Source organism: Streptomyces sp. TE5632, from assembly GCF_054061295.1.
In genome coordinates this window covers 2,765,213-2,787,367 of the sequence record NZ_JBSSEA010000003.1, presented here as the reverse complement: position 1 = coordinate 2,787,367, position 22,155 = coordinate 2,765,213, and the positions used below count along the sequence as shown (strand labels likewise).

Here is a 22,155-nt window from a genome sequence, read left to right as displayed (position 1 = left end):
CATGCCGCCGCCGGGGTGCCCGGCGCACGCACACCACGGCACCGGTCCGGTTCCGCTCGCCGCCGTGGTCGGGTCCTCCGATCCGCGCGCGGTGTACCGCGACCTCCGCGAGAAGTGGGGCAGCGTCGCGAAGGTCGAGCTGGAGCCGGGTGTCCCCGCCTGGCTGGTGATGGGGTACCGGGAGATGCTGACCATCACCCGGCAGGAGCAGTTGTACTCCCGCGACGCCCGCAACTGGCGCGACCTCAACGAGGGGATCGTCCCGCCGCGTTCGGGGCTCCTGCCGATGATGGGCTGGCGTGCCAACGTCATCGGGGCCGACGGCCCCGAGCACCGGCGCCTGCGTGAGCCTCTCGACGACGGCATCGCGCGGATGGACCAGCGCAGGGTACGTCGTGAGGTGGAGGCGCTGTGCACGGATCTGATCGCGGCGTTCTCCGAGCGCGGCAGCGCCGATCTGGTCAACGAGTACGCCACGATCGTCCCGATGCTCTCCCTCGCCTCGCTGTTCGGCCTGGACAGTGTGGAGGGCCGCGAACTGCTCGCCGCGCTCATCGCCCTGTTCGGCAGCGCGGACGACTCCCAGGCGGGTAACCGCACCTTCGAGCAGATCCTTCTCGACACGGTGCGCGAGCGTCGGCGGAATCCGGCCGACGACATGACGACGGTCTTCATCAACCACCCGAATCTGCGCAACGAGGCGGAGCGGCTGCAGTCGATCGTCGTGATGATCTCCGCGGGCAACGAGACGGTCACGGCGTGGATATCCCACACGCTCCGTCTCATGCTCACGGATCCGCGGTTCGCCGCCCGGCTGCACGGCGGACAGCTCGGCGTGGACGACGCCCTCGACGAGGCGCTGTGGCGCGATCCGCCCATGAACAACATGCCCGCCCGGTACGCGCTCCACGACACCGAGCTGGGAGGCCGGCTCATCCGCCGCGGCGACTGCCTCATCCTCGGGCTCGCCGCCGCGAACGACGATCCGGAGGTCCGGCAGGACGGTCCGGACGACGGGTGGGGCAACCGCTCCCATCTGGCCTTCTCCGCGGGCCCGCACATGTGTCCCGCGCAGGTGCCCGCACGGCTGATCACCCGTACCGCGGTGCAGACCGCTCTGCATCTGCTGCCGGACATGAGGCTCGCCGTCTCCGCGGACGAGTTGGCCTGGCGCCCCTCTCCCTGGACCAGGGTGCCGGTGGCACTGCCCACGGCGTTCTCCGCAGCCCGCATATCGGCCCGTGTACCGACCGGCGCGGGGCCGTGATTCCTCGAACCCTCACATCCGAAAAGACCCCCGCACGGCGGCGGGTCCTTGAGACAAGGAGCAGCCCAGCATGACGTCGTCCACGAACTCCTCCGCCGAGGGGCACGTACCTGTCATCACTCTGGATCCGCACGGAAAGGACCATCACGGCGAGGCCGCCAGGCTCCGCGAGCTGGGCCCCGTGGTGCGGGTCCGGCTGCCCGGGGAGGTGACGGCCTGGTCGGTGACCGACCACGCCCTGCTGAACGACATGGTCACCGACGCTCGTTTCAGCAAGGACTGGCGTAACTGGAACGCCATCATCCGGGGTGAGATAGCGGACGGCTGGCCGCTCATCGGCATGGTGAAGGTCACCAACATGGTGACCTCGGACGGCCAGGAGCACCGCCGCCTGCGCAAACTCGTCACCCAGACGTTCACCCCGCGCCGGGTGCAGGAGCTGCGTCCCCGTATCCAGCAGATCGTGGGGCGGTTGCTGGACGACCTGCCGTCGCACGCCGCGGCCGACGGCAGCGTCGACCTCCGCCGGCACTTCGCGCACCCCGTGCCCATGCAGGTCATCTGCGAACTGTTCGGGGTGCCGGCCGACGAGCGTCCTCGTCTGCAGGAGCTGATGGACAACATCTTCCGCTCCGATCTGCGGCCCGAGGAGGTCCAGGCGAGCCAGATCGAGCAGTACGAGCTGCTGGCGCGGGTGGTCGAGGGCCGTAGGCGTGAGCCGGGCGACGACCTCACCAGCGCGCTGATCGCGGCCCGCGCCGCCGACCCGGACGCGCTGAGCGAGGAGGAGCTGGTCGGCACGCTGTTGCTCATGCTCTCGGCAGGACAGGAAACCACGCTGAGCCTGATCACCAATGCGGTACGCGCGCTGCTGACCCACCCCGACCAGCGGGAGATCGCCGTACGGGGGGACGCGGAAACCTGGGCGAAGGTGGTGGAGGAGACGCTGCGTTGGGATGCTCCGATCGGCAACTTCCCGTTCCGCTATCCACTGGAGGATGTCGAGATCGCCGGAGTACGCATCCCGAAGGGCGAGGCGATCATGGCTCCGTTCAGCGCTGTCGGACGTGATACGGCCCAGCACGGCGAGGACGCCGACCGCTTCGACATCACCCGGGAGCAGCGCAGGCACCTGGCCTTCAGCAACGGTCCGCACTTCTGCCTCGGCGCACCACTGGCACGTCTGGAGGCGGCACTGGCCCTTCCTGCGGTGTTCGAGCGGTATCCGGATCTGTCGTTGGCCGTCGATCCGGACGACCTTGTGCCGGTGCCGTCCCTGTTCTCGAACAGTTCCTCGACGCTGCCGGTGCGGCTCGGGAGCTGAGCCGCTGGGCGGCCCGGCGGACGGGGGGTTCCGCCGGGCCGCCCGTGCGGGGACAGTCTCTCCGTCCGGATCATGCCGGGCTCGTGGCCCGGCACACGGCCTCAGGGGGCATCGGTACACCTGTCGGTGAACCGCTCCGGGTTGGATGGAGGACTCGGAGTGCCCTGAGTCCGGTGGAGCCGTACGGCGGCTGAAAGTACCCACCCTGTGCGGTTGCAACGACCATCCCCGGGCCGCTCCCCGCGACAGGGCACCGAGCTCGCCGCGGTCCGCCAAGCGCCGCTTGCGGCTCGGCGCCCCTGGCGCGTGCCCACAGCGTGCCCGTGAGAGCGGACAGCCACGGTGAACAGCGGTGTGATCCGGCACGCCGACGGCCCGGTATCAGCCGCGTACGACCAGGTCAGAGGCCACATGGCCTGAGAAGCGCCGTCGCTTCCCGAGCTGAGAGCGCGAGTTCGACTCTCGTCACCCGTTCCGCACTGAAGGCCCGGGCCGGCAGACCGGGGCTTGCACCGTGCCGAGGTTTCCCGGGGAGCCTGCAGCCCGTGAAGCGCACGAAGATCGGGCATGTGGAGGGTACGAACGTCGCGCGGCAGCCTTACGCGTAACCCTTCCGGCATCGGAACACAGAGTCGACCTGCGGTTTCACTGTTCGTGTCACGCTCTCCCCGCACCAGCAGGCGTCAGCCTGCCGTTCCCTCAGCAAGCCCGAAGGGTGTCGCGTACACAGCGGAGGCGACGACTGCCGAAGTCCTTTTCGGCAGCGGGTACTTCGAACCGGAAGCCCCTCGTCACAGCGGCAGGTCGTCGGGCAGGACCCGGAATGCCTCGTGCCGGCTCAAGGGCCGTACGGCGCGGAAGTCGCGTCGGTCGAGGGTGAGGATCGCATCGGTGTCGTAGTCCGCGGCCAGCGCCACGTTCACCGCGCCCGCAAGGTCCAGGTCCAGTTCCAGGTCCAGGGCGTGGTAGCGGGCGCGGACGGACTGGGCCGCGCCCAGGTGGTCTTCCGTGATCTCCGGCATGACGACCCGGCCCCGGCTCACCCAGCGGCGAAGGTCGTCGACCGCGCTGACGGCCGCCTCTCGCCCGAGCTCACGCGTAGCCACGTGATCGAGTTCCGCAAGCAGGAGCGGGGACATGACCAAGAGCCCGGCGGACATGATCGCTTCGTTCGCCGCTCCGTGCTCCGGGTGCGTCGAGTCGAGGGCGGCCAGGAGGCCGGACGTGTCCGTGATGACGATGATCACGCAGTGGTTCCGGAGCCCGTCTCACGGCGGACCGCGTCGGCGACCGCGTCGCGGACCTCGGCCTTGGACGGAGTCCGGCCCGGCCCCTCGAAGGTGCGCGAGAACAGCGGCTCGTCCCAGACCCGGTTCGCCATGGCTGCGAGATGGATGCCCTGACGGATGATCTCGGCCTCGCTCACACCCCGACGTTTGGCCGCCTCCGTGAGGATCGCCAGGTCCTCGGGGTCGGCATAGACGTTCGTGCGCTTCATGGACATGTACCAACCGCAGTCCATGTACCGGCATGATGTGTAGCTGCGCTGTCGCCCTTGGTCGAGTGGACTCCGCTCTGCTCCCAGGACGGACGGAGCAGGCGGGACACGATCGGCTGTCGCGCCGGTCGGGCCGTGAGCGCCTCGGACTCTGCCCTCCTGCCGCCGGCGCGGGGCGTGTGGTCCTGCCCCTGATGGATCAGCGCGGCCCTCTCGGAGGACTGCCCGGCGCGGACCATGGTGTCCTTGAGGGTGACACCGGACCACGTGGACGGCGTGTGCCCGGTGTGACGGAGGCCGTAGAACCTGACCGCGGTGGGCGTCGGCCTTCGTGAGCGGTCCCGGCCCGGTCGGCAAGGGCAGATCGCCGGAAGTGCGCGGAGCCCGACCAGATCTGGTGGATGCCGCGGCCGACCGGAAGTCTCCGGCCCGGCGCCGTAGGGTTCGCCCTCGAAGACCCGGCGGAGCATCGGCTTCGGCGTCGAGCCGTGGGTGCTGGACCTGGAACGCGTACGTCAAGGCTCTGAAGACGAGCAAGGCCAAGGCGGGGATTTCCGGCGACACCGGTCTGCTTCGGCATCGCCGCTCGCCGTCCGGATGCCGTAGCCGTCTCCCTCAGCGCATACGTCCCAGCACCTCCCGTACCCGCCGGGCGTCCCGGATCCGCTGCTCGTACGTCGCGCCCAGCACGAGCAGCAGCAGCCCGGCGAGCGCCGGAGGCAGCCAGCGGGGGAGCGCGCCCGCCAACTGCACCAGGTAGGGGGCGAGTTCGTGCAGCGCGTCCAGTACGAGCACGCTCCCGCCGAGGACGAGCGGCGCCTGGAGCCGGTGGCGGGCGCCCAGCAGGGTGAGGAGGAGGGCCGCCGTGCCGAGCAGCAGGGGGCGCGGCCAGTCCGCGTCGGCCCACGCCGCAAACAGGCTCGGCACGAGCGTCGCCGAGAGCCCGGGGCCGTACGCCGTCCACGACGAGGCCTCGGGGTCCCGGTGGCGCCGGACGAAGCCCACGACCAGTGCCAGGACGGTCACCGGCAGGGTGTACGCCTCCGGGGTGCCCACGGCCCACGACCCGAGCCGCACCCAGGTGGCCAGCACGAACAGCGCGGCGGCCGCGTACCCGGCCTGACGTCGGTCCGCGCGCACGGCGGTGCCCGCGGCGATCACCCCGCACAGGGCCAGTACGAGGGCCAGCACGGGTGCGTCGGTGACGGCCAGCCCGATGGCCAGGAGCCCCGCGACGGCGCCCGTGGCCTCGACCGGAACCGCGGTCCGCGGGACCCGCGCCGCGAGCAGGGCCGCGGCGGCCGGGACGATCAGGACCAGCAGCGCCGTGTGCGCGGGCGGCCGGCCCGCGGCGGCACCCACCGCACACGCCAGACCCGCCGCACCGGCCAGGGACGCGCTCGCGCAGACGGCGGTCAGACGCCGGTGTGCGGCGGCCACCGCGAAGATCCCCGTCAGCGCGGCGAGCACGGCCAGGGTCGCGCCCTGGGAGGCGAGCGAGAGGAGCGCGAGGCCGACCGCGGTGAGCAGGGAGAGGAGGACGGCGGTGAGGGACGTCGGCGTCCGACGCGCGTACGCCGCCACGGCCAGCGCCGCCACAGCCGTCAGCCCCTGCGCGAACAGCCCTGCCACGTAAGGGAGTTGCAATGTGACCGGGAGGACGATCGCACTCGCCCAGACCAGGACCACGGCACCGGCCGCGGCCTGGTCGCGCCAGGCCGCGGTGGCGCGGGCCGCCCCGGCCAGAACCGCCGCGACGACCGCGAGCACCAGCGGCGCGGCCGCCGCGTCCGCCGGCCAGGGCGCCCAGACCGTCACCGCGGCGCGCAGGTCCGACGGCGCCCCGGACCAGGCCCGTCCCGTCCATCCGACCGGCCCCAGCAGCGCCACGACGACCAGGGGCAGTGCCCACACCACCGCCAGGGTCTGGACGGAGGCCGACGCCCGGGCGACACCGCGCCGCACGGGTTCAGGGAGTGGACAGCGGACGGCCGACAGCAGCCCGACCCCGCAGGCCAGATAGCCGGGCACCGTCCACACGCCGGGCAGCGACGCGCGCGGGACGCCGCCGAGCGCCGCGACCAGGAGCAGCCCGCCGGTCACCGCGGCGCCGGTGGCAAGGCCCTGCTGCGGGACGCGCCATGCGGCGTACAGCGCGATCGCCGCCGCAAGGGCGAGGAGCACCGCCGCACGGGCGGCGGCGTTCGGGCCGACGGCCTCCCAGGAGAGCACGCAGGCCACCGCCACGCCCCAGCCGCCCGTCCCGTACGCGCCGACGGCGGCGGCGATGCGCAGGGACCTCGCGGACGTCCGGAGCGCGACGACCGTGTCGAACGCGGCCGTCAGCAACAGCGCGGCCGTGATCGCGTGCGGGCCCGCGTCGGCTGCCACCGCCCACAGCAGCAGGGGGAACTGGGCGGCGGCCAGCGCGGCGGGGAAGGGGATGCGCAGGGAACCGAGTCCCCTGCCGTATCCCCACCACACCCCGGCCAGGAACGCCGCCGCGACGGCCGCGTACCCCGTGCCGTCGGCGGCCGTCAGCGCGACCTCGTGCAGCGCGTACGCGTCGAGCACCGTCAGCGCCAGACCGAGGCCCGCCAGCGTCTCCGCCGTCGAGCGCAGCCCGCGCTTCAGCAGGGGCACGGGAGCGCCGAGCGCCGCCGCAGTCACCGTGGCGAGCACCACGGACCGCCCGGCGATCCCCAGGTGCCCCCAGCTGACCAGGGTGAACGCGATCGCGGCGACGGTCAGCAGGACGCCGCCGAGGACGAGGAGCACGTTCTGCACACGGGGCGCGGTGGTCTCGGGCCGCCGCGGCACCGGCGGAGCGGGCGGGAAGGCCGGCTGGAGGAGACCGATCAGCTGGGCACGTCGGGCCAGCAACTGGGCCCGGCGAGCGTCGAGTTGCCACAACTCCGCGTCGAGGATCCGCAACTCCTCGGCCGGTGGTGGTAGGTGGTCCATGCCGTGGAGTGTGGCGCGCGTCATGCCGCGGAGCATGAGTGAGCGTACTCAGGTCCGTACTCAGATCCCGCGCGGCAAAGGCCCCGACCTGCGGGCTCGCCGCATGGACCGGGACCACTACCGCTGCGCGAGTCCTTCTCGATCCAGCCACAGGCACTGCACCGCAACGACGTGTACGGGGCGGGCACGTCCCCCACCCGGCCCGGAGCCTTCTCCCCGGTCCGGCGACGCAGCAGGCCCCAGCCCCGGGCCATGACTTCGCACACCCCCGCACCTCATGACCAAGAATCAGATCACCCTTACGCACCGTTACTTCGACACGCGCCGAGGGGAGATCTACATCACAGTGGCCCGACGCAAAAGCCCGCCGATCGCTGCGCAGGCCTCCCGGCAAGAGCAGCGATCGGCGGGCGGGCACCCAGGAGGTACTGCTATGAGTGTGACCTCGGCGAACCCACCTTCATTCCCCCGACTGCGAGGCCGGCCTGCCGTCCTCGTCGTCATCGTGGTCATCTACGTCCCCGCCGCACAGATCCAGGACGTCCTGACCAACTTGATCGCGCTGTCAGCAGTCCTGGTCTGCGGCTCCGCGGTGAGCGCAGTATCGGCCCGACGGCCGCAGGCGACCGCGTGACCGTCGACTAGACCCGACAAGGCCCTCTCTCTTCCCGGCCTCCCCTTCCCAGGAAGCCGGGAGAGAGCCGCCCGCGCACCAGCGTGCCCGATCCGGCAGGAACGGACGGGGGCGACGGGGAACACCAGCTGACGACTCGAAACAGTCCAGGTCAGCGTCTCGCCAGGTCGGGCAGGACCCAGTTACGCGATCTTCCAAACTGGTCCTGCTCGAGAACGCAGGGCTCGTGTGCCCCCGCGTGATGGGCGAGACCCTGTTCCAGGGCTCCCGGCAACAGCCTGGAAAGGCCCGAGGGTTCCGCTGAGGCGTACCGGGGGAGTACCTGCCGTGGGGCGAGTTCTTCCGGCTTCACGAAGGGGGCATCATGGGCGCCGGTTGGGCGGGGTTGTTGATCGCCATGGTAGGCGTGGCAGGAACGCTGGGAGCAGCGCTGCTGACACAGAACCGCGCGGACCGCACCAAGCGCATGGAGCTCCAGGCCGCCGCTGACCAGCGGCGCGAGGAACGCGGTCATGCCGAGGAGTTGCTCCGGGCAGAGCAGGCCAGACAACGGCAGCGCGAGAGCCTTGAACGGCGGCGCACCTGCTACATCACACTGAACACCGCCTCACGCCAGTACCTGACGGCGATGACCAACTATCTTCACGCGCTGCAACGCGACGAGGACGTTGACACGTCCCTGAAGAATCTGGAGGCGGGCAGGCTGGCCTATCGGGACGGCTACGCGGAATCCCAGATGGTTGTTCCGGACACGGTGTTGCGCGCCTCCAGCACGGCAAAGAAGCGTTTGAACGCCGCGTACGGCAGGCTCAGGAAGTACGGAGCGGCACCCTCCACATACGCGGAGGAACTGGCGACGCTGGAGGGTGAACTCCACGACGAGGTCTGGCCTTACCTGGGGGCACTGAAGCAGTCCATGCGCGCCGATCTGGGCGTCGACGATTAGCCGTGGCCGGTCAGCCCCGCACCACAGCCGCACCGGAACGGGCGGGGAACAGCGGTGAATCACGGTGAATCACGGTGGAGCCGGATATCACCGCCAAGACCGCGACCCAACCGTTCGCCCGTTTCAGGGGCTGATCCGGCCCACATGATCGCAGCTTCCCAAGCCGAGAGCGCGAGTTCGACTCTCGTCACCCGCTCCGTGGTGAAACCCCGGGTCAGTGGCTGGGGGTTCCTCTCCTGTGCTTGCGTGGGAGTGGTCGCCTCCGCAGAGCGGCAGTCCGCGGAGGGAGTACCGTCCCCCGTCGCCGGCGGGGGACGGCAGCGGCTTCTGTGTCGTCAGTGAGAACGTGGGCGTTGCCCGGACGAAGGGCGGCACCCCGACGGTGGGGGCGGTGGCCGTGCCGACCGCCGCCCCCACCCGATCCGTCAGGGGTTCTCGATGGTGATGAAGGGGTCCCACTGGAAGTACCCCTTCAACTGCCGATGGCGGTCCAGGATCTGGAAGGAGAAGTGGTACACGACCTTGCCGGCCCTTTTGACGGTCGTCCGCCAGTAATGGTCCTGGTAATTCTGCGTCACGAATTCCGGCCTGCCTTCGGCCCCCTCCTGCGGCATCGGATAGACGCCGTCGATCACCTCGATCTCCGGCGTCCTGATGAGCACGTGGCTGCTGTCGCTGCTCACGTACTTGTACAGCAACGCCTTGTAGTCGCTGCTGAGCGACAGCGTCGTCTCCCGCCACCTGATGCTGTCCCCGGGTTCGGCCCGGAGGTTCAACTCGGCCCCCGACGTGCCGACGACGTGGTCCTGACGCGTCGTCATGTAGATCAGGCGGTGGTCGACGTACGTCGGCGCGTCGGGGTTCCTCGACGCGTTGGGGTTCTGCTCGACGATCGTGGCCGCGTCGAACGCGATCAGTACGTTGAGATCAGCCATTTCCTGTCCCTTCGAACACGAGAGTTCCCTGAGACGCGCCGCCTTGGCGCGCCCTTTTTCCCCTGCCGCCTCTCCGGCCCGTCAGGGCGTCGCGGTGGGCTTCGGCACCTTGTACGCCATCGCTCGCGGGTAGTCGTGCCGGCGCAGGCGGACGCGGACCAGCAGCGGTCCGGCGTTGACCGGGTCGGCCGGGTCGGCGAGGCGGGCCAGCAGGGCGTCCATCTCGGAGGTGTCCGCGATGACGACCCCGTTCGCCGGGGTGTTCTTGCCGGCGAAGACGGCCGCGAGGCGGTCGTAGTGCCACGGATGGAGGACGTTGTAGAAGTCCGGGCCGTCGGAGCTGGTGGAGTCGGTGGAGCCGTTCGAGCCCTTCGAGCCGGTGGAGTCCGGCTCGGTGTAGTAGGACGGGTGGACCAGCATCTGCTCGATGCCGTAGAAGTGTCCGTTGTCCATGACGAACACCACCGACCTCAGCCCGAGCCGGGTGTGGGTGGAGATCTCCTGACAGGTCTCCTGGAAGGCGCCGTCGCCGACGAACACCATCGGGCGGGCGTGCGTGTGCTCGGGGGCGAGCGCGGCGCCGGTGGCCGCGCCGACCGACCAGCCGATGGACAGCCAGCTGACCTGCGACAGGAACCCGCCCGCGGGCAGGGACAGGTTCATCGAGCCGATGAGGGAGAAGGCGGCGTCGGAGACGACCGTCCAGTCCTCCCGGGTCTCGTGGCCCAGGAAGTGGTTGATCCGGTCGAACACGCCGTCGTAGGTGAGCCGTTCGACGTGCCGGGGCGAGCCCGGGACGCGGAGTGAGGCTCGGTGGTGCTCCAGGCCGGCGGGGCGGTGGTCGGGTGCGCCGTGGTGGGCATGGGCCTCGGCGTAGTAGTCGGCGGCCAGCCCTCCGGAGCCGTAGCCCTTCACCAGCGCGTCCTGGAGGGCGGGCAGCAGCTGTTCGAGCCGGACGTCGGGGAAGTAGGAGGTGCCGACGCTGACGCCGCCGTTCGCGGCCATCACCCAGTCGCCGCCGACGCACTGCTCGCCGCCGAGGTTCTTCGAGGTGGACCAGGCTCCGAGACCGATCCGGCAGGTGGCCCAGTCCTTGAAGACCCAGTGCACGTCCGGGTGGCTGGCGTGGCCGTTGTAGACGCCGTGGAACTGCGGCTGGTCCTCGTCGACGACGGCCTTGGCACCGACGGTGGTGCAGAACGGCACTCCGGTGGCCTCCACCAGGTCGGTGAGCTGCCCGCCGAGGTGGAACCGGTCGATCTCCTCACCGGCCCACACGATCGGGCGGGGCCTGCCGTCCGGCCCGGGATGCTCCTCGATCAGGGTGAGGATCGCGTTCACGGCACTGCCCAGCATGGTCTGGTCGCGTGCGCCGAACGGCCGCTCGCGGCGGAGGAGCGGCCCTTCGGGCCTGGCGCAGGGCTCGTCCCACAGGTCCTCCATGACCTCCAGGTAGACCGGCCTGTGCTCGGAGAGGCACGCGGTGAGCGCGGCGTCGATCTGTCCGGGGGCGCGGCCCGGGTGGGAGATGACCTGGGCATCCACGGTGACCTGCCGGTAGACGTCCAGGTTGCTCTCCGGGCGGGGGCTCATGTGTGAGGTGAGCATGCCGAGGGCGCGGTGGTTCTGCCACTGCTCGTAGGACGGGGAGGCGTTGACGGCGACGAGCGGGACCTGTTCGACGTAGGCGCCGCCGCAGGCGCCCAGCAGGTTGAACGCGCCGACGCCGTAGGTGACCGCGACCGCGCCGACGCCGTGGAGGCGGGCGTAGGCGTCGGCGGCCTGGCCCGCGCCGCCCTCGGTGGGGGTGCCGACCCACTCGATGCCGCCCTCGGCCCGCAGGGTGGTCAGGAACGGACCGAGGTGGTTGCCGGGGACGCCGAACAGGTGGGTGATGCCCAGCTCGGCCAGGCGCAGGGCGAGGTAACGGGCGACCGTGCACCCGGGGGTGGTCGCGGTCACGGGCGGTCCTCCTCGCTGGGGCCCGGCGTGGTCACCGGCGGGGCCTGGTGGACGGCGACGGCGGCGCGGACGGCGCTCTCCAGGGCGCCCTCGATCCAGGCGTGCTTGAGGGAGGTGTGCTCGCCGGCGAAGTGCACGGGGCCTTCGGGCCGGGAGACGTCCAGGTGGAAGCTGGTCATCTGGTGCGCGGTGTAGAGGGCGGCCTCGCCGAAGGCGTACGGGTCGCGGGCCCAGCTCTTGGTGGCGCCCCGGCCGGTGAAGAACACCTCGACGCGGCGGCCGTGCAGGGCCTGGAGGTTGCGCAGGGCGTAGACGTAGCGCTCCGCTTCCCGCATGGAGTCCCAGCGCGCGGCGTCGTCGGACCAGCAGTACGAGGCGAGCACCACGCCGCCGGTGCTGCCCTCGACCCGGTGCGAGGGGTAGTACGTGAACCGGTTGGGGTTGTCGGTGGCGGAGCCCCCGCCGAAGCAGTGGGTGGCGGGGCGGACGGCGGGGCCGCGCAACGGCATGGTGCTGTTGAGCCGCCGCATCTCCTCGGTGACGCCGCTGTCCTTGACCGCGGCACCGAGCAGGCCGGCGTCCGCCCCGGCGAGCGTGGGGGTGGGGTCGGTGTCCGCCCCGGTGCTCAGTCGGTAGAACTCGTGGAGGCCCGGTGCGATGCTTTCGAGTTCGGCCCGCCAGTCGTCCTCGGTGAACTCCCACCACCGGTGGCTGAACTCCAGCAGCACCTTGGTGGCCTGGTCGTAGTGGGTCTCGATGACGGCGCGGCGCTTCTTGTACGACATCGAGGGCACGATCTCCACGAAGCGCAGGGCGGAGAACGGGATGGTGACGACCGCCAGGTCCGCGGTCCACAGGCGCGGCGGGGCCTGCGGGTCGTTCTCGTCGACGGTCTGCACGGCCACGCCCCATCCGTCGGGACCGACGGCTCCGGTGCCCTCGGGGTCGGCGTCGCGGCTGGGGTCGTGGTACTCGAGGCGGATCATGCGGTGGCCGAGCCGCACCTCGTCGCGCAGGCCCTGGTGAAGGGCGTGCGGCAGGCGCCAGCTGCCGCCGGGTATCTCCCAGTAGCGGACGGTGGGGTTGATGTCGCTGCGGCTCAGGAAGCTGTGGAAGAAGGAGAGGTGCAGCCGTGAGGACATGTTCTCCAGGGTTCCGACGGCCTCGATCGCCTCGTCGCTGAGCCCGGCGTGGTCGCGCAGGAAGCCGCCCATCGAGTAGCCGTCGAAGTCGCGGATCACCCGGGCCCAACCCTCGACCCACTCGTGGAACGGCTTGTCGACGCGCCTGCCGTCGACGACGTCGGAGTAGTAGTCGCGCACGCTCTCCAGCGCGTCGTCGACCATCTTCACGACGGGGGCGCGGACCTCGTCGTCGGTGAGGTGGAAGCCCTCGTTGATCCGTTCGGGACCGGTGGTGTAGGCGGCACGCCGCACCTGGACGCGGTTGGCGCGGATCCAGGAGTTGCCGCGCTTGCCGGGTTCGCGGAAGTCGGGGCTGTCGTCGCCGTAGGTCCATGTCCGGCCGGTGAAGGAGGTGTACCTCACCGGGGGGACGGGGACGTCGGGGCCGCTGCCGGTGGAGGGGTCCACATCCACGTTGTAGAACTGGCGGCGGCCGAGCCCGAGCTTGTCGACGAGGGCGAGGACGAGCGGGTGGAAGTCGGGCAGCCGCATGGCGCCGGCCTCGGCGTACTGGGCGGGATCGGCGAAGGGCCGGTGGTGCCCGGTGGCGCGGAAGGTCTTGATGCGCCCGCCGACGCGGCCGGTGTTGGCCTCGAGGACGGTGACGTCGTGGCCGGCGTCCTTGAGCAGGCGGCCGGCGACGAGGCCGGTGATGCCGGCGCCGATGACGAGGATCTTCTTGCGCGGGTGGTGGGTGGGGCCGAGGTGGCCCGTGTCGATCAGGGTGTGGAGGTAGCCGAGCTTGAGGTCCTCGTCGTCCGGCCCGACGAGAAGGAGTTCGCGGGCAAGCCTGAGACAGGTCTGCCAGCGGGCGCGAATGGCCGAGTTCTCCCGTGGAATGTCGGTCATGACGTGCGATCGTAGAGATGGAGGAACGGTTTTTCGGTTTCCTCGGCGGATAAAGTCCAAAAAACACCGATCGCATCGCTCGACGGAAATTCGGCTTTCCCGGGTTCCTCTTGACGGACGGCAGATTCACCAGGGACGGATGAGGAAAAAGAAACGAAGCCGAATCGATAATGCACTTACGGAGTGCGGAAATCCTGGTGCCTCAATGGCGGTGGTCCCGCCGGCCGGCCGGGCCGGAAAGAACGCCAGGACGGCGATTTTCCGCCCGGCCGTCGCCACCGCGGCCTCGTTCCCGGGAGCCGTGGATGCCGGTGTGGAAGGCGGCGGCGTGATGCGAAGACGTCGTCCGGCCCTTGCCCGCCGGCCGACGGTCCGCCGCCGGTACGAGGCGAGTGGGGCCGGCCCCGGCGCAAGCCCCGCGCGCTCCATGCCGACCGCGGGTACGCCCCTCTCGTCCCACTCCCGTTCGACGGGCGGAGCGGCCGTCCCGGGCCGCTCGGCGGATGACGAAATCCTTACGTCCGCCGGGGACCGGTCAGCGGTGCTCGGGGTTGTCCGCGTCCGGGCGGCAGCCGGCGTCCCACTGTGTGCGCTGGTTGCCGTGGGCGGGGATGCCTCCGGCGTGCTTCAGCAGGGCGGCGAGGTGCATCAGGTTCCAGGTCATGAAGGCGGTGTTGCGGTTGGTGAAGTCGTTCTCCGGGCCGCCCGAGCCCGGGTCGAGGTACGACGGCCCGGGGCCGGCCGCGCCGATCCAGCCGGCGTCCGCCTGGGGCGGGATCGTGTAGCCGAGGTGCTGGAGGCCGTAGAGGACGTTCATGGCGCAGTGCTTCACGCCGTCCTCGTTGCCGGTGATCAGACAGCCGCCGACGCGGCCGTAGTAGGCTTACTGGCCCTGGGAGTTGAGCAGCGAGGAGCAGGCGTAGAGACGCTCGACGACCCGCTTGGTGACGGAGCTGTTGTCGCCCAGCCAGATCGGGCCGGCGAGCACGAGGATGTCGGCGGCCATCACCTTCTCGTACAGCCCGGGCCAGGCGTCGGTGGCGAAGCCGTGCTCGGTCATGTCCGGGTGGACGCCGGGTGCGATGTCGTGGTCCACGGCGCGGATCAGGTCCGTGGTCACGCCGGCGGCGTCCATGAGGGCCCGGCTCCTGTCGATCAGGCCCTGGGTGTGGCTGAGCTGCGGGGACGGTTTGAGGGTGCAGTTGACGTAGAGGGCGGTCAGGTCGTCGTAGCGGTACGGGGTGCCGGTGGAGGGTGAGGCGGTCATGGGCGCAGCCTCTCGCACGGTTTCCGGTTTGCCCCGGTTCGACGCACCCGCGCATGCCTCCCCCGCATGCCTCACGGAGCCATGACGTACGGGCGCGGTCCCGTGGTGCGGCGCCGGTGCGGGCCTAGCGTGGCCGTATGCGCGTACTGGTCACCGGCGGCGCCGGGTTCATCGGGTCCCATGTCGTCGCCGCGCTCCGGGAGCGCGGACACGAGCCGCTCGTGTTCGACGTGCGGGAGGATCCCGGCGCCGACGTGCGGGACCCCGCAGCCGTCCGCCGTGCCCTGCCCGGTGTGGACGCCGTGTGCCACCAGGCCGCGATGGTCGGGCTCGGCAACGGGGTCGCCGACGCGGCGGAGTACGTCTCGCGCAACGACCTGGGCACCGCCGTGCTGCTCGCCGCCATGGCGGAGGCCGGCGTCGGGCGCCTCGTGCTGGCCGGGTCGATGGTCGTCTACGGGGAGGGGCGGTACGAGTGCCCGCGGCACGGGACCGTACGGCCCGGGTCGCGCGCCGTCGCCGACCTCGACGCGGGCCGGTTCGAGCCCACCTGCCCGATGTGCGGGGACGGCCTCGCCCCCGGCCCGGTCGGCGAGGACGCCCCGGTCGACCCCCGGAACGTGTACGCGGCGACCAAGCTCGCCCAGGAGCACCTGGCCGCCGCCTGGGCCCGCTGCACCGGCGGGTCGGCGGTGTCGCTGCGCTACCACAACGTGTACGGCCCCGGAATGCCCCGCGACACCCCGTACGCCGGTGTCGCCTCCTTCTTCCGCTCGGCGCTCGCCCGGGGCGAGGCACCGCGCGTGTTCGAGGACGGGCGGCAGCTGAGGGACTTCGTGCACGTCCGGGACGTGGCGGCGGCCAACGCGGTGGCGCTGCAGGCGGAGGCCGCCCGGGGGGTGCTCACGGCGTACAACACCGGCAGCGGTGAACCGCACACCGTCGGCGAGATGGCCCGGGCGCTGGCCGCCGCGTACGGCGGGCCCGCACCGGTCGTCACCGGCGAGTACCGGCTCGGGGACGTACGGCACATCACCGCGGACTCGTCGCGGCTGCGGGCCGGGCTGGGGTGGAAGCCGGAGGTCGGTTTCGAGGAAGGCATGGCGGAGTTCGCGCGGGCCGGAATGCGAAGGGCGTAGGACCGCGGTGGACCGGTGGTGCCGCCCGCGCTCAGGAAGCGGCGGCGGGCAGCACCACCTCGAAACGGCACCCGCCGGGAGCGTTGCGCACGGTGGCCCGGCCCTGGTGCGCCTCAACGATCCCCACCCCGGTGTGCCTGCACGATCCCCCGAACACCACCCCGGCCTCGGGCGTCCGCGTTTCACACGGGGCGGAAGTCCGGTATGCCCGGTTCGCGTTCGTAGGGTGAGACCGTGACAACGGCTCCTCCGGACGTCGACGTGGTGCTGCCCTGCCTGAACGAGGCCGAGGCCCTTCCCTGGGTGCTCGAACGGATCCCGCCGGGCTGGCGCGCGCTCGTCGTCGACAACGGTTCCACCGACGGCTCGGCCGAGGTCGCCCGCGCGTGCGGCGCGACCGTCGTGCACGAGCCGCGCCGGGGCTTCGGCGCCGCCTGCCACGCCGGGCTGACCGCCGCCACCGCCGACGTGGTGTGCTTCTGCGACGGCGACGCCTCCCTCGACCCGTCGCTCCTCATCCCCTTCGTCCGTGAGGTCCGGGACGGCGAGGCCGACCTGGTGCTCGGCCGGCGGCGTCCGCGGGGCCGGGGCGCGTGGCCCGCGCACGCCCGCGCCGGCAATCTGGCGCTCGCGCGGATGCTGCGCCGCCGCACCGGGCTGCGCCTGCACGACCTCGGTCCCCTGCGCGCCGCCCGCCGCGAGCCCCTGCTCGCCCTCGGCCTCACCGACCGGCGCAGCGGCTATCCGCTCCAGATGGTCGTCCGCGCGGCCGACGCCGGCTGGCGGATCGCCGAGCACGACGTGCCGTACCTGCCGCGCACCGGGGCCTCGAAGGTGACGGGCACCTGGCGCGGCACCTGGCAGGCCGTACGGGACATGGGCCGCGTGCTGAACGAACCCCCCGCGCACGGAGGAGGAACCGTCCGTTGACCACGCTCCTCGTCATCGCCAAGGAGCCGCGGCCGGGCCGGGTCAAGACCCGGCTCACCCCGCCGTTCACGCCCGGCCAGGCGGCTCAGCTGGCCGAGGCGGCCCTCGCGGACACCCTGCACGCCGTGGCGGCCACGCCCGCCTCCCGGCGCGTCCTCGTCCTCGACGGCACCCCCGGCCCCTGGCTGCCGCCCGGCTTCGACGTCGTACCGCAGTGCGCGGGCGGGCTGGACGAGCGGCTGGCGGACGCCTTCGCGCGCTGCGCCGGCCCTGCCCTGCTCATCGGCATGGACACCCCGCAGGTGACGCCGGAGCTGCTCACCGTGGACTTCGCCGACTGCGACGCCCACTTCGGTCCGGCCGAGGACGGCGGCTTCTGGGCCCTCGGCCTGGCGCACCCCGATCCCGACCTGCTGCGGGGCGTGCCCATGTCGACCCCGGTGACGGGAGCGGCCCAACGGAACCGGCTCCTCACCGCCGGCCTGCGGGTGCGCGACCTGCCGCCCCTGCGCGACGTCGACACCGCCGCCGACGCCCACGCCGTCGCCGCCCTGGTCCCGCACGGCCGCTTCGCGGCACGGCTGGCCCGGTGCACGGCGGTCGCGCGGCCGGATGCGCGACCGGTCGCGGGGGCCGACCCGCCGAACGACTGACCGGACTCCCCATCGAACGACCGGACTCCCCACCGGCCCCGGCCCGTCGCGGGGCAGACTCCGCCCCGGCCACACCCCGATGAGCACCCCGCCCACCACCGCCCTCGCCCGGGCGACCGCCGCCCCCTCCGCCGCCCTGCGCGTCGGCCGCGGCACGCTGTTCCTGCGCCGCGCCGTCGGCCGGCTGCTACCGCTGGAGGTGGACCGCTGGTGCGCCCGGGGCCGGGCCGTCCTCGGCATCGACGTCGGAAAGGCCGCTGTGGACCACACCGTGCGGCTCGGGAGGCGGGCGCTGCTCCGGTACGCACAGGGCTGGGAGCGGGCCGGTCAGTGGACGGCCGGCGGACGGTGCTTCGCCGCCCTGCGCAGCCGCAGCGCCAGCAGCAGCGCCGAGCCGCCGAAGAGGACGGCGGTGACCAGCAGCCAGCGGGCGAGGAACACGTCCGCCGACAGCCCGGTGCCGAGCCGGTAGCGCTGCTCCACCCTCCCGCTGATCAGCGGGAACCACACGAGGAGGAGCAGCCCGGAGAGGGCCGCCGGTACGCGCACGTACGGCACCCACTCCCGGCGCCGGACCGCACCGAGCCCCCGTACGACCGCCCGGTCCGCGACCGTGTACAGGGGCAGCAGCACGAGGTCGTGCAGCAGCGCCGCCCCCACGAACCACAGCGCCACGCCGAACCAGTCGTCCGCGAGCAGCCGCACCCCCGCGTAGGCGGCGAGCGCGAACGAGCAGGCGAGCAGCAGGAGTTGCAGGGGGCTGCCGACCGGAACGCGCAAAAGCCGCGGAAGCATCACAGGTCTCCGAACGTCATCCGGGCCACCCACTTGGTGTTGAGCACACCGGGCGCGGCGGGCACGATGATCCGCGCCGGGTGGCCGTGGTCGGGGGACAGCTCCTCGCCGTTGACGTACAGGGCGAGCAGGGAACGCGGGTCGGCGACCTGGTTGGCGCGCAGGGCGGCTTCCCGGAAGGCGCCGCTGCGCTGGAGGGACTCGACGAACACGTCCGGCGGGTCGTCGTACCCGACGAGCGCCGCGAGGTCGCGCAGCCGCACCCCGCGCCACCACTGGTCCGACGTCGACCAGCCCTCCACGCAGGCGATGGGCAACGCCGCGCTGTACAAAGGGAGCCGGAGCAGCTCGTCCCGGCGGAGGCGGACGGTGCCCGTGCGTCCCCTGACGACGAGCCGCCACGCGTCCCGGCCCGTCTCCGCCGCGTCGATCCCGGCGTACGCGGCGGTCTTGTTGATCTGGAAGCCGTTCGGGCCGCTGCCGGGATCGCCGCCGCCGTGCGGTGCGAGGAGGGCGGTGCGCCGCAGCGGACCGTCGAAGTTCTGCCCCACCGTGGTGGCGAACAGCAGCAGCGAGCCGCCCCCGACGAACCACAGGGCGCCCCGCCGGGAGAAGGTCGGCTCGGCGGGGCGCGGGGACACCAGGTCGTCCTTCTCCTCCCGCAGGTGCCGCAGATTGCGCAGCGCCGTGGGCAGCCTCAGCAGCACGTGGACGACGAACGCGGCGAAGAACACCCACGCCCCGTAGAAGTGCAGCCGGTAGAAGGAGCCGGGGAAGACGTAGTCGAGCTGGATGTTGAGCACACCGGTCACGAACTGGAACAGTGCGCCGCCCACCAGGAGCAGCAGCGAGACCCGCTCCAGGGCGTGCGCGAGCGAACGGGCCGGCGGCAGCGCGAACAGCCTCGGCACCACGGACCACAGCTTGGCGAGCAGGACGGGGATCAGGGTGATGCCGAGGGTGACGTGGACGCCCTGGTTGAGCCGGTACAGCCAGTGCGGGTCCGTCGGCCAGGCGAAGAGGTAGAAGCCGAGGATCCCCTTGTCCGGCGTCTTGTCGTTCACCGGCGACAGATCGGGGTTGTAAGCGGCGTACGAGACCAGGCCCGTCACGAACAGCACGGTGATGCCGGCGAGCAGGACGAGGCCCAGCACCGAGGTGAACCAGGGGCCGCGCAGGGGGCTGCGCCAGAAGCCGGGCGAGGAGGGAGACCGTGGGGCGTCGGGGTCACGCATGTCCCGACGGTAGGCCGGAAGCACCCCGCGAAAGGGTGAGCGACCCATGCCGAAACGCTGACATCGGACCCGGACGGCGGTCCGTGACCGGCCGGGCGGCCTAGCGTTCCGGTGTGATCCGCCCCCTGCCCTCCACCGAGCCCGGCACCGAGCACTCCGGCGTGCCCCGCGGCCCGAGCCGTGACCTGTGCGCCGCCGGGGCCGCCGTGCTGCTCGTGACGGCGGCCGTGCTGGTCGGCCGCCACATCCAGGGGACCAGCCGTACGCTGTTCGCCGACTGGCCCCCACTGGTGGCGTCCTGGGAGCCCCACCTCGGCCCCGGCACTCCGGCGGCCGTCCTGGTGGCGATCGCCACCGTGGCGTACGGTCCCCCTCTCGCGGCCCGTCTCCCCTGGCGGGCCCTGCTTCCCCTGACGTGGGGCACGGCCACGGCGTGGACCTGTTCCCTCGCCCTGGTCGACGGCTGGCAGCGGGGCATCGCGGGCCGGCTCACCACCCCTCACGAGTACCTCCAGGTCATCGACCGCTTCCATGACATCCCGGCGGCACTGCGGGGCTTCACCCGGCACATCCTGCTCGGCTCCCCCGACCACTGGCCCGCCCACACCGCCGGCCACCCGCCCGCGGCCACGCTCACCTTCGTCCTGCTCGACCGGATCGGGCTGCGGGGCGGGGGCTGGGCCGGGGTGTGGTGCGTCACCGTCGGGGCGACGGCCTGCGTGGCCGTGCTGGTCACGGTCCGCGCCCTGGCCGACGAGGGACTCGCGCGAGGAGCGGCGCCCTTCCTCGTCCTGGCCCCGACCGCCGTGTGGATGGGCACCTCGGCCGACGCGTACTTCGCGGCGGTGGCCGCGTGGGCGGTGGCGCTGCTCGCCCTGGCGGTCACCGGACGGTCCCCGTGGTGGGCGGGGGCGTCCGGGCTGCTGTTCGGCCTGACCTGCTACCTGTCGTACGGCCTCACGCTCGTCGCGCTGATCGCGGCGACGGTACTGGTGCTCGGCCGACACGGGATCCGGGGGCGCCCCGCCCTGCTGGTGCCCCTGCTCGCCGGACTGGCGGTGGTCCCGACGGCGTTCACGCTCGCCGGGTTCGACTGGTGGGAGGCGTACCGCCTGCTGGTCACGCGCTACCACCAGGGCGTGGGCGGCATCCGCCCCTACGGCTACTGGGTGTGGGCCAACCTCGCCTGCACGGTGCTCGTCACGGGCCTGGCGACGGCGGCGGGCCTGCGGCGGACCGGTGCGGTGCTCGTCCGGCGCCGTCGCGATGGCGCCGGACGGGCAGCCGAGGCCCGTCTCGCACTCCTCGTGTCCGCCGCCCTCCTCGCCCTGCTGGTCGCCGACCTGTCCGGCATGAGCAAGGCGGAGACGGAACGCATCTGGCTGCCCTTCACCCTGTGGCTGCTCCCGGCGTGCGCGTTCCTCACCCTCCCCCGAGCTTCCGGCTCCTCCCCCAAGTTCTCGACTGTGCTCGAACAGGGGGGACCCCCACGAGCAGGGGGGACCCCCGTCCGCGCTTGGCTCACTGCCCAGGCGCTGCTCGCCCTGCTCCTCAACCACCTGCTGCTCACCAGGTGGTGACCGCTCCCGAGGATGCGGAAGCCTGAAGCCACGGCGATCGCCGTGACGGCCGGGGGGCGGCTGTCGGCGTGCCGCCGGTACGGCTCTCCACCGGCAAAAGGGGAATGCCGGGCGGCACAGTTCGAGGCCGTGCCCCCGTCCGTGCCCGTAAGGGCGGACAACCACGGTCGACAGCGGTGCGACCAGACCCATGAAACAGCGTCAGCGCAGCGAATCGACGCAGGTCAGCGCCCATCTGGCCGCGCAAGCACCGTCGCTTCCCGAGCTGAGAGCGCGAGTTCGACTCTCGTCACCCGCTCCACGAAGAAGGCCCAGGTCAAAGACCCGGGCCTTTCCGCTGTCCCCAGTCATCGGTTGCCGCGTGCCAGATCCGCGCCAGAGACTCACCGCCCGCCTCCCCGGCGTGACGGTCAGGCATGCGCGACGGCGACGCCCGGCGCCGGCCCGCGGGCACCCGGCGATCTCCCCGTGCCGTATGCCACCCAAGCCCCCTCAGGCCGGCCAGGCGTCAGCCATCACGAAGGAGACGACCGTCCCCCCGAAACGGCTCGGGCCAAAGTGCCAGGAGGCAGCGAGGGAGTCGACCAGGAGCAGCCCGCGTCCGTGCGCGTCGTCGGCCTCCGGCCGGCGGAGGCACACGCTCGCCGGGCATCCCGGGTTGTGCACCTCCACACGCAGCGAGGTCCCCTCCCGGAACCACTCGACCCGTACGACCCACGCCTCGTCCGACCGCCCGTAGAGAATCGCGTTGGTCACCAGCTCCGAGAGCATCAGCACGCAGTCGTCGACCGCGCACAGCGGCTGGTAGGGGGTGATGAACCTCCGGAACCAGCGCCGGGCCCGGGGGACGGACTCCAAGGTCGGCTGCAGGGCCATCATCCCGATCCGCGGCGACTCCTCACAGGCGTACCGGTCGATCACGAAGGTCATCCGCGCTCACTTTCTGCCGCCGCCGTCGCGAGCACGGCAGCGCTGGTTCCGGCCGTCGAAGCG

Annotated in this window: 17 protein-coding genes and 1 pseudogene; 8 read left to right on the top strand and 10 right to left on the bottom strand. The window is 72.0% G+C overall.

What is annotated here, in order from left to right; all coding sequences use genetic code 11:
• Position 1 precedes the first annotated feature (1 nt).
• On the top strand, positions 2–1,267 hold the full coding sequence (locus ACVW19_RS17885) for a cytochrome P450 (RefSeq protein ID WP_457464653.1): 1,266 nt from the start codon (positions 2–4) through the stop codon (positions 1,265–1,267).
• A gap of 70 nt (positions 1,268–1,337) precedes the next feature.
• Positions 1,338–2,591 carry a cytochrome P450 family protein gene (locus ACVW19_RS17880; RefSeq protein ID WP_457460357.1) on the top strand — a complete coding sequence of 418 codons (1,254 nt, stop codon included), beginning with the start codon at positions 1,338–1,340 and terminating at the stop codon, positions 2,589–2,591.
• Between the two features lie 791 nt (positions 2,592–3,382).
• Here ACVW19_RS17880 and ACVW19_RS17875 read toward each other — a convergent pair.
• The 3 genes from ACVW19_RS17875 to ACVW19_RS17865 all read right to left on the bottom strand — a co-directional run bounded on the left by ACVW19_RS17875 (position 3,383) and on the right by ACVW19_RS17865 (position 7,077).
• Positions 3,383–3,838 (bottom strand): PIN domain-containing protein, encoded by a 456-nt coding sequence (locus tag ACVW19_RS17875; RefSeq protein WP_457460356.1) that lies wholly within the window; start codon positions 3,836–3,838, stop codon positions 3,383–3,385.
• The gene (locus ACVW19_RS17870; RefSeq protein ID WP_457460355.1) at positions 3,835–4,095 is read right to left on the bottom strand and encodes a ribbon-helix-helix domain-containing protein; all 261 of its coding nucleotides are present in this window, start codon (positions 4,093–4,095) and stop codon (positions 3,835–3,837) included. Before ACVW19_RS17870 ends, ACVW19_RS17875 begins: the two co-directional genes overlap by 4 nt.
• A 609-nt stretch (positions 4,096–4,704) precedes the next feature.
• Positions 4,705–7,077 (bottom strand): SCO7613 C-terminal domain-containing membrane protein, encoded by a 2,373-nt coding sequence (locus ACVW19_RS17865; protein ID WP_457460354.1) that lies wholly within the window; start codon positions 7,075–7,077, stop codon positions 4,705–4,707.
• A 409-nt stretch (positions 7,078–7,486) separates the two neighbouring features.
• On the opposite strand from ACVW19_RS17865, the gene ACVW19_RS17860 reads away from it, so the two are divergent.
• Both ACVW19_RS17860 and ACVW19_RS17855 read left to right on the top strand, forming a co-directional pair.
• Entirely contained in the window at positions 7,487–7,687 is a 201-nt protein-coding gene (locus ACVW19_RS17860) for a hypothetical protein (protein WP_457460353.1), read from the top strand.
• A gap of 364 nt (positions 7,688–8,051) precedes the next feature.
• On the top strand, positions 8,052–8,633 hold the full coding sequence (locus tag ACVW19_RS17855) for a hypothetical protein (RefSeq protein ID WP_457460352.1): 582 nt from the start codon (positions 8,052–8,054) through the stop codon (positions 8,631–8,633).
• Between the two features lie 425 nt (positions 8,634–9,058).
• On the opposite strand, the gene ACVW19_RS17850 is transcribed toward ACVW19_RS17855, so the two are convergent.
• The 4 genes and pseudogenes from ACVW19_RS17850 to ACVW19_RS17835 form a co-directional block, all read right to left on the bottom strand.
• On the bottom strand, positions 9,059–9,568 hold the full coding sequence (locus ACVW19_RS17850; protein ID WP_457460351.1) for an inclusion body family protein: 510 nt from the start codon (positions 9,566–9,568) through the stop codon (positions 9,059–9,061).
• An 81-nt stretch (positions 9,569–9,649) separates the two neighbouring features.
• Complete coding sequence (locus tag ACVW19_RS17845) at positions 9,650–11,530, bottom strand: thiamine pyrophosphate-binding protein (protein ID WP_457460350.1); 1,881 nt, start codon at positions 11,528–11,530, stop codon at positions 9,650–9,652.
• The gene (locus ACVW19_RS17840; protein WP_457460349.1) at positions 11,527–13,563 is read right to left on the bottom strand and encodes an FAD-dependent oxidoreductase; all 2,037 of its coding nucleotides are present in this window, start codon (positions 13,561–13,563) and stop codon (positions 11,527–11,529) included. Before ACVW19_RS17840 ends, ACVW19_RS17845 begins: the two co-directional genes overlap by 4 nt.
• A 535-nt stretch (positions 13,564–14,098) precedes the next feature.
• Positions 14,099–14,830 (bottom strand): annotated as a pseudogene (locus ACVW19_RS17835) (flavodoxin family protein).
• Between the two features lie 137 nt (positions 14,831–14,967).
• Between ACVW19_RS17835 and ACVW19_RS17830 the strand changes: the two are divergent.
• The 3 genes from ACVW19_RS17830 to ACVW19_RS17820 all read left to right on the top strand — a co-directional run bounded on the left by ACVW19_RS17830 (position 14,968) and on the right by ACVW19_RS17820 (position 17,552).
• A complete protein-coding gene (locus ACVW19_RS17830) occupies positions 14,968–15,969 on the top strand; it encodes an NAD-dependent epimerase/dehydratase family protein (RefSeq protein ID WP_457460348.1) in 1,002 nt (333 codons plus the stop codon).
• Between the two features lie 234 nt (positions 15,970–16,203).
• Positions 16,204–16,899: a glycosyltransferase family 2 protein gene (locus ACVW19_RS17825; RefSeq protein ID WP_457460347.1), complete on the top strand. Its 696-nt coding sequence runs from the start codon at positions 16,204–16,206 to the stop codon at positions 16,897–16,899.
• Positions 16,896–17,552: a TIGR04282 family arsenosugar biosynthesis glycosyltransferase gene (locus ACVW19_RS17820; RefSeq protein WP_457460346.1), complete on the top strand. Its 657-nt coding sequence runs from the start codon at positions 16,896–16,898 to the stop codon at positions 17,550–17,552. The genes ACVW19_RS17825 and ACVW19_RS17820 overlap by 4 nt, the downstream gene beginning before the upstream one ends.
• A 327-nt stretch (positions 17,553–17,879) precedes the next feature.
• On the opposite strand, the gene ACVW19_RS17815 is transcribed toward ACVW19_RS17820, so the two are convergent.
• Both ACVW19_RS17815 and ACVW19_RS17810 read right to left on the bottom strand, forming a co-directional pair.
• Positions 17,880–18,347: a hypothetical protein gene (locus ACVW19_RS17815; protein WP_457460345.1), complete on the bottom strand. Its 468-nt coding sequence runs from the start codon at positions 18,345–18,347 to the stop codon at positions 17,880–17,882.
• On the bottom strand, positions 18,347–19,582 hold the full coding sequence (locus ACVW19_RS17810) for a molybdopterin-dependent oxidoreductase (protein WP_457460344.1): 1,236 nt from the start codon (positions 19,580–19,582) through the stop codon (positions 18,347–18,349). Before ACVW19_RS17810 ends, ACVW19_RS17815 begins: the two co-directional genes overlap by 1 nt.
• A 113-nt stretch (positions 19,583–19,695) precedes the next feature.
• On the opposite strand from ACVW19_RS17810, the gene ACVW19_RS17805 reads away from it, so the two are divergent.
• Positions 19,696–21,162 (top strand): hypothetical protein, encoded by a 1,467-nt coding sequence (locus ACVW19_RS17805; RefSeq protein ID WP_457460343.1) that lies wholly within the window; start codon positions 19,696–19,698, stop codon positions 21,160–21,162.
• Positions 21,163–21,654: 492 nt separating this feature from the next.
• Here the strand turns inward: ACVW19_RS17805 and ACVW19_RS17800 are convergent, their stop codons facing one another.
• Positions 21,655–22,092 carry an ATP-binding protein gene (locus ACVW19_RS17800; protein ID WP_457460342.1) on the bottom strand — a complete coding sequence of 146 codons (438 nt, stop codon included), beginning with the start codon at positions 22,090–22,092 and terminating at the stop codon, positions 21,655–21,657.
• Between the last annotated feature and the right edge of the window lie 63 nt (positions 22,093–22,155).